This window comes from Pseudoalteromonas sp. NFXS53, from assembly GCF_056629255.1.
Map to the genome: position 1 here is coordinate 168,540 of NZ_JBWVBR010000004.1, position 13,091 is coordinate 181,630.

Sequence of the window (13,091 nt, forward strand, 5' to 3'; positions counted from 1 at the left end):
TATACAGTCTTTCATATATGCGTAAATTTATCCACATAGACATGGACTGCTTTTATGCCGCGGTGGAAATGCGCGACAATCCGGAGTTGGCTAAAGTGCCAATGGCGATTGGCGGCAATAGCAACCGTGGTGTTTTGGCAACATCGAACTATATTGCTCGTGAATATGGTGTACGTGCTGCTATGTCGAATTATCAGGCCAAAAAGTTGTGCCCGCATTTGCGCATCGTGCCGGGGAGAATGTCGCTTTATAAAGAAATCTCGCAGCAGATAAGAGCCATTTTTGCCCGTTATACCGATTTAATTGAACCCTTGTCTTTAGACGAAGCCTACCTTGATGTGACGGACTGCACGCAATGCAAAGGCAGCGCAACTTTAATTGCTCAACAAATTCGTGATGAAATCTTCAAAGAAACTGGTTTAACTGCTTCGGCTGGAGTTGCCCCGATCAAGTTTTTGGCAAAAATTGCCAGCGATGAAAACAAGCCCAACGGCCAATTTGTGATCACCCCAGATAAAGTCGATGCATTTATTGAAGACCTACCACTTAAAAAAATCCCCGGTGTAGGCAAAGTGACGATGCAAAAGTTACTTGCCCATGGCTTTGAGTTTGGTCGCGATATCAAAAATGCCGATGAAATCTTATTAAAACAACAGTTCGGCAAACTAGGCGATATGTTATGGCGCCGTTGTCATGGCATTGATGAGCGCCGCGTCGAAACTGACCGTGTGCGCAAGTCAGTTGGAGTAGAAACCACATTTGAAAAAGACACCACTGATATTGACGTGTTGAAAATGCGCATCATCAAACAGTTATTACCTGAGTTAAAAGTTCGCGCTAGTAAATATCTGGACGAGCAACATATTATAAAGCTGGGCGTAAAAGTGAAGTACTTTGATTTTCAGTTGGTTAGTAAAGAGTGCCAGTTTGATAAGTTAGACAGTGCGTTATTTTGCCAATTATTAACCGATTTACTTGAAAGAAATCAGGGGCACAAAGCCGTGCGTTTAATTGGTATTCAGGTGGGGTTATCGGCGAAAGAAACCAGCCATAACCAAATGCATTTGTTTTCTTAAGTGTTTTTTATTTAAGTTATCTCCTTATTTATTTACCCGACATAAAGTCGGTGCTACCGAGTAGAGCAGGGTTTAGCAATTCACCTAATAGACTCTGAAATAAATTCAGAGTGACGGTGCTTATTATTTACTCGCTAACTTGCTCACTCAAATCTGGCTAACTAAAAGCTTACTGCTTACCACAAAATGACCCGACATAAAGTCGGTGCTACCGCCATAATAACCTTATGATTTATAGGGTGACTAAAATCTTAATTTGAAATTGTAAATTTCGTGTTAAGGTGAAGTGAGCGTATAACTACAACTGAGAAAAGGAGTATCTGATGCAGTCTATTCTGATTGTATTATTTGGTATTGCCGGCATGCTATTTGGCTGGTTTGTCTATTCTAAGTTCATCGCCACGAAGATTTTTAAAATGGACGATAACTTTGTTACCCCAGCCCATGAGCTTAATGATGGGGTTGATTATGTGCCAACCAATAAACTGGTACTTTGGGGGCACCATTTCACGTCAGTAGCAGGGGCAGCGCCGATTGTTGGGCCTGCCATTGCAGTGTACTGGGGCTGGGTACCAGCCGTACTTTGGGTAGTATTTGGTACGATTTTCTTTGCTGGTGTGCATGACATGGGCGCACTTTGGGCCAGTACGCGCCACAAAGGTAAGTCAATGGGCGCTCTATCTGAAAGCGTAATAGGTAAACGTACGCGCGTATTGTTCATGATAGTGGTGTTCTTGTTGCTGCTAATGGTTAATGCGGTATTTGGTGTGGTTATCGCCAACTCATTAGTGGCAAACCCGAGTGCGGTGGTGCCTGCTTGGGCGGCCATTGTTGTTGCACTTATTATCGGGCAGTTATTAAAGCGTCAGATCCCACTTATTCCTCTGTGTGTGATTGGTGTTGCAGTGCTTTACGCAACGATTTTCATGGGTGCAGAAATGCCGGTGTCATTACCAACAGAAATGTTTGGCTTAACCGACAAAGCAAACTGGATAGTCATTTTATTTGTCTATGCAGCAGTTGCCTCTCTCTTACCTGTTTGGATGTTATTGCAGCCACGTGACTTTATTAATGGCATGCAGCTATTAGTGGGTTTAGTGTTACTTTATGGCGCCGTATTTGTGGTGATGCCAGATATCACCGCGCCTGCATTCAATACACAAACCGCCATTGATACGCCGAGTATAATTCCGCTGTTGTTTGTCACTATCGCGTGTGGTGCGGTATCTGGCTTCCACGGCATTGTGTCGTCGGGTACGAGTTCTAAACAGCTTGATAAAGAAACAGATGGCCGCTTTGTTGGTTACTTAGGTGCGGTAGGTGAAGGGTGTTTAGCACTGATCACGTTAGTTGCGGTTAGTGGTGTGATGTTGGCCGTGTCACCAGAAGAATGGCACGAGATATACAGCCATTTAGGGGCGGGAAGTGTCAGCGCCTTTATAACTGGTGGTTCAAATCTTATCAGTGAAGGGTGGGGCTTCTCAGCTGAAATTGCGGCGACCTTATTGGCTGTAATGGTAGTGTTATTTGCCGGTACGACTATGGACTCGGGCGTGCGTTTGCAGCGATATATTATCCAAGAGTGGGGCGATATTTATAATATTGGCGTGCTTAAGAATGGCTTAGTCGCAACCTTTGTTGCGGTAGCATGTTGTTTATTGCTTGCATTTGGTGCTGGTGGCGCATCGGGTACAGGTGGTATGGTGTTATGGCCGCTATTTGGTTCGACTAATCAGATCTTAGCAAGTTTGACTTTACTCGTGCTGTCTGTGTATTTAATCAAGCTAGGTCGACCAGCTAAATATACGCTTATTCCTATGGTCTTTGTGATCTTGATGGCTTTCTTCGCGGGCTTAATTAAGCTGGTAGAATACTACGAGAAAGGTAACTGGCTGTTGGTGGTTTTAGATTTAATTGTGTTAGTAGTCAGTGTCTTGGTGATGCTTGAAGCTTGGTCGGTGATAGGCAAACACAAGAAGAATAAAACCAGCGACGAAGGCGAAACTGCGAATTAATCTCAATTGCTAGAAATAGCAAAGTAAATAACCGATAATTGGCCCTAATTGAATAACAATAAGGGCCTTTTTTATGTCTTTTCCTCTCGCGATTGCTTTTAACGGTAATCTTCCAACTGACGCAGATGCTGTCATTGTGATCACCGGCAATGTTGAAGATTTAGGTCAAGCAGAACTAAATGACATTGTTGCACCTGCACTGGCAATTGATGCACGCATTAAACAAAAAGCATCATTACTATTTGCAGAGAACTTACCGGGCAAACGTCTTATTGTGGCACCAACTGGGCCATTAACACGTGACTATGATGACGTACGTCGTATCTTCGAAGCTGCTAAAAGCGCTATCACCGAAGCCAAAGCAGCAGGTGTTACTCAGCCTGTGTTACAGCTTGCGTCTATTGCTGATGATGCGCGTTACACGCAAGCTTTAGAAGTTGCATTTTTAGGCATGTGCCAAGCGTTATGGCAGCCTCTTGAAGCAAGAGAATATCATGGTGAAAGTATTGAGCCAGTTAAGCAGGTATTTTTAGCGGGGGCTAGCGAAGAGCAAGTTAAACAGCTAAATGCCATTGCGGCAGGTCAGTATGCGGCAAGAGATTTATGTGGCACTGAGCCTGAGCGTATGGCACCACCTAAATTTGCTGATTACTGTGTTGAGCTGTTAAAAGGCTCTGTCGTTGATGTTGAAGTGATCGACAGCATTGACACAATCAACAAAGACTACCCAATGCTTGCAACCGTTGCGCGCGCGTCTTATGCGGTAGAGCGCCATCATCCTCGTGTTGTGAAAATGACCTACGAGCCTGAAGGAAGCGTTGAAAGAACCTTACTATTCGTAGGTAAAGGCTTAGTGTATGACACAGGTGGTGCAGACCTTAAAGTCGGTGGTTTCATGGCTGGTATGAGCCGTGACAAAGGCGGTGCAGCATCGGTGGCAGGTTTCATGAAAGCAGTAGCTGATTACCAGCCTAAAGGCGTTAAAGTCATTGCATATTTAGCGGTTGTTCGTAACTCAATTGGCTCTGATTGTTTCGTACCAGATGAAATTATCACTTGTCGTGAAGGGTTACGCGTTCGCATCGGTAACACAGATGCAGAAGGCCGTCTGGCAATGGGCGACCTACTGAGTGAAGTGAAAGACCTTGCGAAGAATGAAGTAAACCCTGAGCTATTCACAGTGGCAACATTAACCGGTCACGCTGCTCGTGCTGTGGGTCCTTACAGTGCGTACGTTGAAAATGGCCCAGCTCGCGCAACTAATGTATCTCGCCAGATTGCTGACTTAGGTGACTTATGGGCAGATACAGCAGAAGTAAATCGTAGCCGTCGCGAAGATTACGATTTTGTTCAGCCGCGCACGCTAGCCGATGATGTTCTTTCAAGTAACAATGCGCCATCAGCGGTCACAGCACGTGGTCACCAATTCCCAATGGCGTTCTTAGCGCTAGTGGGTGGTCTAGACAAACACGGCTTAGACTCGGAGCAACCATTACCTTATGTGCACATGGACATTGCAGGTTCTGGTGTTGAAGGCGGTGATTGGCAGCACGGAAAGCCAACGGCTGCTACAGTCGCGAGTTTATTTGCTAGATACTGTTTATAGATTGATAAACGTGAAAAAGGCGCATCATGCGCCTTTTTTTGTTTTTGTATGAGAACTATAACCAGCGGAGCGCTTGTTGTACGTCTTCTTGATAGTCATTGACTGGTGAGTTTCTGTCAGCAACCAAGATCATATTGGCTTTATCTTCACTTGAGATCACACCTGTAAAACGCGCATCGTTAAACTTACCCAGTTGCTTGTCTTGAACGTCACCTGAGTGAGGAACAACAAATACAGTGACAGGGCCGTGATCAGATTGAAAAACCAAATGTAAACTGCGTTGTCCTTTAAAATGACAAAAAGTCGCGTAGGTCACTTTGCCAGGTAAGGACTCAAATTTTCCTCCTAACATAGCAAGCTTCTCGTTGACCGCTTGTAAGCCAACCTCTTTGTCACGCTCTAGCGCTTTTACTTCATAATAAACATGCGCTAAAGCATGTTCACCAGCTTGTAGGTCATTCGAGCCACCCACACTCAAGAAGTATAAGCTGACCGCTAATGTGATTGATGCTGCGGTCGCAAAAGGCTTGTTAAAACGGCCAAACCAGCCTTGCGTCACATTACTTGCAGGCGCCTCTTTGGTTTGCGTCATCAGCTTTTCAGTGAGATCTGGTGGCACAGGTATATCGAGTGCTAGGTTTATTTTGTCGTCTAACAACATCAACTCATCTAGCAGATTTTGATGTTCAGGGTTCTGTTGTGCAAACGCAATGACTTCTGGATCGTTGGGATCGGCAAATGCGCGACGACGAAATTCTAATTCATCCATCAGTTTGTGGCCCCCGTCATGGTTTGTGGTTGAGACATCAACGCCTCTTTTAATTGGTTACGAGCGCGATAAAGACGCGTCATTACTGTGTTTTTGTTCAGCTCTAAAATCTCAGCTATTTCATCACCAGAGCACCCCATGACAACCTGCAAAAGTAACGGCTCTCTGTATTCAATCGAGAGCTGACTTATGTGTCTTTGGATCACCGTTTGTTCCATCTCTGAATCTAACGTGGTGCTTTGGTTATCGACTATGGTGTCGTTGTCGACATCGGCATAATCGAATTGTTTACGTTCAAATCGTCTCGCATTTTCGCGACGCACTATGGTTAATAACCAAGGTTTTACCGCTTTCTCATCTTGTAAAGAATCTAAAGCTCGCCACGCACGCAAAAACGTCTCTTGTACTAAGTCTTCTGCTACAGTCGGATCTTTGCTAAGCCAGTAGGCAAAGCGATAAAGCTCCGTCTGATACTGCTTAACCAACTCTTCGTAGCGTTGTTGTTTTTTGGTCATACCCAATAGACCTTAGTAAGTAAGTTTTTCTTACACACTTTTTATAAAAATTTTCAGTACAGAGGCTGTAGCGAGCTACGTTTCTGATCTGCTTGGTTTTTCTCAATTTGAGATATGAGCTTAGCAATTTTCTCAAGATTTGCAGAAGCCGTCCCTTCACTATAAAGGGCTGCTTGTAAGTTTACAATTTCTGCTTTTAGCTCAGAGTTATCTAGCTCTTTTAGCCACTGGCTAAAAGAAGATGAAGTGAGCTCCGTAGTAACAAACTCACTCAATAACTGATAAAAGCGCGTTTTATCGTTCGCTTTAGCCGCTTGTGTAAGCAAACTCAAACTCATTCTTGGTTTGAATGTGTCATTGGTTTCAGTTTCAATTGCTTGGTTTTTTCGACCGATAAAACCAAGCCAAACAAAAATCAAAGTGAATATCCAAAGCACATAGCCCGATACCAAAATGCCCCAATCAAGCAGCGTCTTTTCAACGGGAACTTCAACAATCGTTGGCTCGATTGCCTGTTGATTTTGCAATGGTGCTGTCATGTTTGGTATTGCCGGCGCAGTTTGATTCGGATCGGCAATGACGGTCAGCGTTCGAGCTGGCAAGGTCGCATATTGCACACGGTTAATCACTGTATTAAACCAAGGCAACTTAACTTCGGGTAGGGTGTAAGTGCCTGGTGTTTGTGGCACCAGCGCATACGAGCTAACAAGTTGTGAGATCACTCGACCATCACGTGCCAGTTGGTTACGCTCGCTCTCATCAGGATAGCTTCTAAAGCCATCAACTTCTGGCAGGCGAATTTCAGGCAACTGCTCTTTGGTCACGCCTAAAGCGGTCAGGGTGATAGTACGCGTGATGGGTGTACCAACTACCACTTCATCAGAGATAGGCTGAAACTCTTCACTTAAATTGACTAATTCACTGGGTAACCACGGCCCATTATAATTCTCAGGGACGGGTTGCACATCAATTGTTTCAGCTTTGCCCATGGCAGAGACTGACATACGGCGATAATTCTCTCTAACTTGACCATTAAAAATTGGCGGCTCGATTGTATATTCACCACTTTTTTGAGGTTGAAGTAGATACTCTCGGCTAATGACCATATAACGGCGGCCATCAACCACTTCATAGTCTTCTTTTTGCTTACCAAGAAGTGTGACTTGCGCGTCTTCCATAGCGGGCGCTGACAGTTGTCCGTCTAATAGGTCTTTACCTAAATAAAGTTTAACCGTGTAAAGTCCTGCTTGTTGAACAAACAGCTTGCTTGGTTTTAACTCAGCTTTGATAAAGATGTCTTTTTGTTCATCGGCATCGTTACTGCGTGCAACCACTTTTAGTTTGATTGGGTCGCTACTTTTACCAGAAACCGTAAATGCTGGAATCTTAATGTCGCCCGCTTTACGAGACATGAGTTGCATTTGCCAAGTGGTTTCACTACTCGCCTGGCCATTGATGATGCGGGTGCTTGAGCCGGTATTGATTGGGCCCATCACAAATTGTCTCGCTAAAGCGCTGGTATCTGGCTGCTGGCCTGATACACGACCATCCGCTGAAATAGTTAGTGTAAAATATTCACCCACTAAAACAGGGTTTCTGTCGACCGATGCGGTTAACTTGTCAAAAGCGACGCTCGCTGTGCTAAACAGTAAAAATACACAGGCAATATAAAAACGGGTTACCATGATTGTTTAGATCCTCCAAGGCGACGTTGTTGGGCTCTTTTCTGGGCCTCTAGGCGCATTTTGTTTCGTAACAGAATGGCAGGGTCATCAGGTACTTTCCTGAGTAGCTGGTTTAACTGCTGCGCTTTTTCTTTTTCTTCAGGGGTCATTGGCTTCGCTTGAGCCGATTGCATCATTTGCTGCTGACCTTGTTGTTCATTGTTTTCTGTGGCTTGTTGCGGCTGAGGCTGGGCTTGTTGCTCAGATTGCTCGCCGCCTTTTTGCTCAGCTTGATTTTGCTGCTGTTGAGCATCAGCTTGCATATCAGGCTTGTTTTGCTGTCCCGAGTTTTGTTGTTCGGCATCTTGTTCAGATTGTTCGCCTTGTTGCTGGTCAGATTGCTCGCCAGACTCGCCTTGCTGCTGGTCTTGTTGACCTTGCTCAGATTTGTTTGATTGACCTTGTTGATCCGACTGTTCGCCTGATTGCTGATCTTGATCACTCTCACCATCTTGAGATTGATTTTGTTGTTGCTGCTGTTGCTTCATTTGCTCTAACAGGGCTTTGTTTTCTTTGGCTTGGTCAAAATCAGGATTTTGCTTTAGTGCTTGCTCATAGGCGGCAATGGCTTCATCCAGTTTGCCGAGCTGGGCAAGGGCATTACCATAATTGTACTGACCAATCGCCGAGGGGCTGTTCTTCAGTGCCGCGGCGGCTTGCTCATACTGACCTTGCTTATAAAGTGCTGCGCCTTTTAAGTCAGTGTTATCTGCGACAGCCGCTTTTTCAAACTCTTTAGATTGATATGCCGATAAGGCATTTTGGTCGGTATTTTTAAACCATGACTGCCAATCTGCTGCATAAACAGGTTGAGAAAGAGGCAGCATAAAGAACATTGCACATAATACCAAGGCTGATTTACGCAGAAGTAATAATGCCAATGGGATTAATACAATTAAGCCATATTTACCCGCATCAATGCGCCAAAGTATTTTATTTTCTTCATCGTTTAGATCGGCTTCGCTGGAGCTAGCCTTTGGCGCAAATACTTGAATATCTTCAGCACCGGGTGTGTAAGCTGAAAATTGACCACCACTGATGGCGGCTAGATTTCTAAGGGGCGCCACATTCAACCTTGGAATGACTATTTCACCGCTGCGACCTTTCATAAATCCGCCTTCTGGTAATGCAATCGGCGCACCTTGAGCGGTGCCGATGGCATAGATGCTTAATGTAAACTTACTGCTTTGCATGGCTTCTCGGACTTCGTCGACATCACTTTGATCCAGCCCATCAGTAATTAAAATAATCTCGCCTTGTAAGTAACCGGCCTGAGACAACAGTTGCATAGCCTGGTCGATACCTGCATACACATTTGAGCCTTTGCTAGGCATAATCTCAGGGCTAAGGCTTGGAATTAAATTACTTAATGTACTGGCGTCAGAAGTCAGTGGAGATACGGTAAACGCATCACCCGCGTAGGCAACCAATGCGGTTTCGCCTTCTTTAAACAGCTCGACCATGTCGAGTGCTTTGAAACGCGCTTGGGTGAGTCTGTCAGGTTTAATGTCGGTGGAGTACATCGAATAAGACATGTCCATCACAACCACACGCGCTTGCTTTGACTTAAATACCGGCACTTCTTGTTTTTCAAAGCTAGGGCCTGCAATAAAAATAATGCATAGCAAAGTAAATAGCGCCAGCAGCCACGGGTTTGTTTGTTTGCTTGCTTTACCTTCGGTTAGCATCGCATGGGCTAAATGCGGCGCAATTAATCCTGATTTATTGCTACGACTTTTATTTAGCACTTGTACCGTGGTTAAAATGGCCCAAGGGATAATCAAAAGTAACAGTAGGGGTCTTAAAAATTCAAATTCCATTATTAAGCCTCCTTACCAGAGCGTGAAAACAGTCGGGCAAGATTTACGTACAGTTGATTAAGCATGAGTAATGCCAGCGCCGCTGCCAGAGGCCAAAAGAATAAGGCGATTTGCGGTCTGAAGGTTTCGTTTTCGTCGCTGATAGGCTCTAGCTTATCGAGCTCTTGATAGATTTGCTGAAGCCCTGCGACGTCTTTTGCTCTAAAATATAAGCCGCCAGTTTCGGTGGCAATTTTATTTAACGTGGTTTCATCAATGCTGCTACCGCCAAGCCCTCCCATGCCAAACAGACTAAAGCCGCCACGGCCATCAGAGCCAACACCAACGGTGTAAACCTTAATGCCTTCTTCACGCGCCAAAATAAGTGCTTCATCAGGCTCAAGGTTACCCGCGGTATTTCGACCATCGGTCAGTAATATGAGAATACGGTTACTGTCTTGTTTTTGGCTAAAGCGTTTTACGGCTAGACCCAAAGCGTCACCGATTGCAGTGGCACGACCCACTAAGCCTATTTGTGATTCGCTGAGCATTTGACTCACCGTATCTAAGTCACGAGTAAGGGGAGTTTGTAAAAAGGCGGTATCGGCGAATAAAATCAATCCAAGGCGATCACCCTGACGCTGCTCGATAAAGTCACCTAAAACCGCTTTTACCACTGATAATCTGTCTACATAACGACCTTGGTATTCCATATCTTGTTCTGTCATTGAACCCGATAAATCCACGGCCAGCATAATATCGCGGCCTTCATTAGGTAAAGTAACTGGGTCATCTAAGTATTGCGGGTTAGCCGCTGCAATGATCAAACATACCCAAACGAGGGCTTCGAACCAGTTGGTTTTTTGTTTTGACTCTTTGAGGCTAGGCGCCAGTTTAGAAAACTGGGCAAACATAGGCATACGCAGCCTTTGTTTAGCTTGCTCAGTACTGGCGGTAAATCGCCTTAAAATCCAAGGCAGGGGTAACAGTAAAAACGCCCAAGGCCAGCTAAATTCAAACATCAATGGCCTCCTTGAGTTTTAGATTTTTGATGGCGTTAAAGAGTTGCTTGGCTAATTCTGGGTTGTTCTTTGGGCCATATAAGCTGTGTAACGCCTGCTCAGAAAACTGTTCGCCACTGAGTGTATTTAAAATGCTTTGCCACTTTTTAGTAGGCAATGAAGTCAAAGGCGCACCGTAATAATGTTTTACGAGGCGCTTTAAGATTATATGTAGTTGCTGCGCATCATCACTTTGTTGTTTAGCCAGCTCTATAGCGGCTTTTTTGGCTTTTAAAAACTGCTTACGCTTATAAAGCCACATGCCAAGGGCGATAAGCAAAATAAGTGAAGTGATTATCACCGCCCAAGTTGGCAGCGACAATGGCCACCAAGCCACTTGCTCGGGCGGTAAAACATCATGAAGTGCGTCGAGTGGTGAAGCTTGCATCGGTTAAAGTCTCACTACTTGCTGTTCAATAGGGTGGGCTGCTGAAAAGTTCAACATACTCATGCCTGTGCGTTGTAATCGTTGAAAGCGTTGGTTAAACACTTGCGCGGTTTGCTCAGCAAACTTGTCTCTAAATTGTTTGTTCATCAGTGGCAACGTCCAAGATTGGCCTTCGGCATCGACTTTGATGGCATCTTGGTAGGCAGGCAACTGATGTTCGAACGGATCACTTATCTGACAACCAATCAGTTCACAGTGGCGCGCTAGACGCTCAAGTTGTTTGAAGTCGGCTTCTTGTAGGTGATTAAAGTCAGAGATGAGGTAAATTAAGCTGCCCGGTTTGGCTAAGTGCGTTAAGCGTTTTAAGTTATCGGAAAAGCGATTCTCAGCGTTTTGTTCACGATTAGCAAAGGCGTGTTTGTGAATGTCGACCAATTGATGACTTAATGACAGCACGCCTTTGTCGCGCGCTGTGGGCTTTAATTCATGGTGGGCATATTCACTAAAGACAATACCACCTAAACGGTCGCCACGTTGACATGCTGACCAAGCCACAAGCGCACTTAAATGTGCCGCTTGCACAGACTTCAGTAAAAGCTGCGAGCCGAACAACATACTGTTTGATAAATCGGTGAACACAAACACTGGTCGCTCTTTTTCTTCTTGATAGAGCTTAGTGTGAGTGATGCCTGTACGGGCCGTGACACGCCAGTCGATGGCACGAATGTCGTCACCATATTGATATTGGCGAACTTCAGCAAACTCCATCCCGCGGCCTTTGTGTGGCGCAAGGTATTGGCCTGCTTGGCTGCTTTGAATGCGTTTTTTCGGTTTTAACGACAAAAGGTGTGCTTTAGATTTGTAGTAAAGCAATTCTTTTAAGTCGAGCTCGGCGCCATTACTGTGACACTGAGCTAACCATTGTGCGGTATCGAATACGGCTTGTTGCATCATTATGGCACTGGGACAAGTTCAAGAATACGGCTGATCACTTGGTCTTTACTGATACCATCAGCCTGCGCTTCGTAACTTAAAATAATGCGATGACGCAATACATTATGCAGTACAGCTTGAATATCATCTGGCGTCACAAAATCACGTTCATGTAACCATGCGTGTGCGCGGGCACATTTATCAAGGGCGATAGTGGCACGCGGGCTGGCGCCAAACTCAATCCAACGACCCAGTTGCTCATCAAGTTTTGCAGCTTCACGAGTTGCTATGATCAGTTGCACAAGATACTGCTCTAGCGGCTCAGCAAGATGCATCGATAACACTTTCTTACGTGCTTCAAATAAGGTGTTTTGACTAATGGCGGTGAAATCAGCTTGATGCTCTTCTAACGCTTCGCCTCGGGTTAAACGAAGGATGGCAAGTTCGTTTTCAGCACCCGGGTAGTCGATGTTTAAATGCAATAAGAAGCGGTCTAATTGTGCTTCCGGCAGCGGATATGTCCCTTCTTGCTCCAGCGGGTTTTGCGTTGCCATAACCATGAACAGATCTGATAGCGGATAGGTGTTCTTACCAACCGTCACTTGACGCTCAGCCATAGCTTCTAACAGCGCTGATTGTACTTTGGCTGGTGCACGGTTAATTTCGTCGGCCAAGATCAGGTTGTGAAACAGTGGACCACTTTCGAAAACGAATTCGTTGGTTTGCTGACGGTAAATGTCAGTACCTGTGACATCCGCTGGTAATAAGTCTGGGGTAAATTGCACACGTTGGAAGGTGCCTTCTATGCCTTTAGCGAGGGCGTTAACAGCACGGGTTTTTGCAAGTCCCGGCGGGCCTTCAACCAATAGGTGGCCGTCTGCAAGCATCGCAATAAGTAGCGCTTGGGTCAGTTCTGGTTGACCAATAATCTGCGTATCTAAATATTTTTTCAGAGCTGAGAATTCATTTACTGCCATGGTTTGTCCTTTGCTGACAAAATTTTTTGCTTAATTTATAAGGATTCTATCGTTACTTCTCAAGTGTTTGTTATGAATAAACACAAAATTTGAAGGAAAGAATGTTATAGGGCCTGTTTATCTTTGCTCTTCGAATTTGAAAAATTTACAGGCCCTAAATTAGACTGCGCTAAATCAAATAGTTCCCTTGTTTTGTAAAGATATTTTGCGTCTGGTTAAAAAAACATC

Annotated in this window: 11 protein-coding genes; 3 read left to right on the forward strand and 8 right to left on the reverse strand. The window is 44.9% G+C overall.

The window, feature by feature from the left end; all coding sequences use genetic code 11:
* Positions 1-17 precede the first annotated feature (17 nt).
* The 3 genes from dinB to AC1HJP_RS07020 all read left to right on the forward strand — a co-directional run bounded on the left by dinB (position 18) and on the right by AC1HJP_RS07020 (position 4,697).
* Positions 18-1,076, forward strand: coding sequence for a DNA polymerase IV (dinB, locus tag AC1HJP_RS07010; protein ID WP_480361197.1), 1,059 nt, complete (start codon positions 18-20; stop codon positions 1,074-1,076).
* A 323-nt stretch (positions 1,077-1,399) separates the two neighbouring features.
* Entirely contained in the window at positions 1,400-3,091 is a 1,692-nt protein-coding gene (locus tag AC1HJP_RS07015) for a carbon starvation CstA family protein (protein ID WP_480361198.1), read from the forward strand.
* A gap of 73 nt (positions 3,092-3,164) precedes the next feature.
* Positions 3,165-4,697 (forward strand): M17 family metallopeptidase, encoded by a 1,533-nt coding sequence (locus tag AC1HJP_RS07020; protein ID WP_480361199.1) that lies wholly within the window; start codon positions 3,165-3,167, stop codon positions 4,695-4,697.
* Positions 4,698-4,752: 55 nt separating this feature from the next.
* Here the strand turns inward: AC1HJP_RS07020 and AC1HJP_RS07025 are convergent, their stop codons facing one another.
* Genes AC1HJP_RS07025 through AC1HJP_RS07060 form a run of 8 tightly spaced genes read right to left on the reverse strand, consistent with a single transcriptional unit; the run spans position 4,753 to position 12,863 of the window.
* Complete coding sequence (locus tag AC1HJP_RS07025) at positions 4,753-5,466, reverse strand: DUF3379 family protein (protein WP_480361200.1); 714 nt, start codon at positions 5,464-5,466, stop codon at positions 4,753-4,755.
* On the reverse strand, positions 5,466-5,981 hold the full coding sequence (locus AC1HJP_RS07030; RefSeq protein ID WP_480361201.1) for a sigma-70 family RNA polymerase sigma factor: 516 nt from the start codon (positions 5,979-5,981) through the stop codon (positions 5,466-5,468). The genes AC1HJP_RS07025 and AC1HJP_RS07030 overlap by 1 nt, the downstream gene beginning before the upstream one ends.
* A 53-nt stretch (positions 5,982-6,034) precedes the next feature.
* On the reverse strand, positions 6,035-7,666 hold the full coding sequence (locus tag AC1HJP_RS07035; protein ID WP_480361202.1) for a BatD family protein: 1,632 nt from the start codon (positions 7,664-7,666) through the stop codon (positions 6,035-6,037).
* Positions 7,660-9,525, reverse strand: a complete 1,866-nt coding sequence (locus AC1HJP_RS07040; protein ID WP_480361203.1) for a vWA domain-containing protein — start codon at positions 9,523-9,525, stop codon at positions 7,660-7,662. Before AC1HJP_RS07040 ends, AC1HJP_RS07035 begins: the two co-directional genes overlap by 7 nt.
* A 2-nt stretch (positions 9,526-9,527) precedes the next feature.
* Complete coding sequence (locus AC1HJP_RS07045) at positions 9,528-10,526, reverse strand: vWA domain-containing protein (protein WP_480361204.1); 999 nt, start codon at positions 10,524-10,526, stop codon at positions 9,528-9,530.
* On the reverse strand, positions 10,519-10,953 hold the full coding sequence (locus AC1HJP_RS07050; RefSeq protein ID WP_480361205.1) for a DUF4381 domain-containing protein: 435 nt from the start codon (positions 10,951-10,953) through the stop codon (positions 10,519-10,521). Before AC1HJP_RS07050 ends, AC1HJP_RS07045 begins: the two co-directional genes overlap by 8 nt.
* Before the next feature lie 3 nt (positions 10,954-10,956).
* On the reverse strand, positions 10,957-11,904 hold the full coding sequence (locus AC1HJP_RS07055; RefSeq protein WP_480361235.1) for a DUF58 domain-containing protein: 948 nt from the start codon (positions 11,902-11,904) through the stop codon (positions 10,957-10,959).
* A 2-nt stretch (positions 11,905-11,906) separates the two neighbouring features.
* Complete coding sequence (locus AC1HJP_RS07060) at positions 11,907-12,863, reverse strand: AAA family ATPase (RefSeq protein ID WP_130255485.1); 957 nt, start codon at positions 12,861-12,863, stop codon at positions 11,907-11,909.
* Positions 12,864-13,091 lie beyond the last annotated feature (228 nt).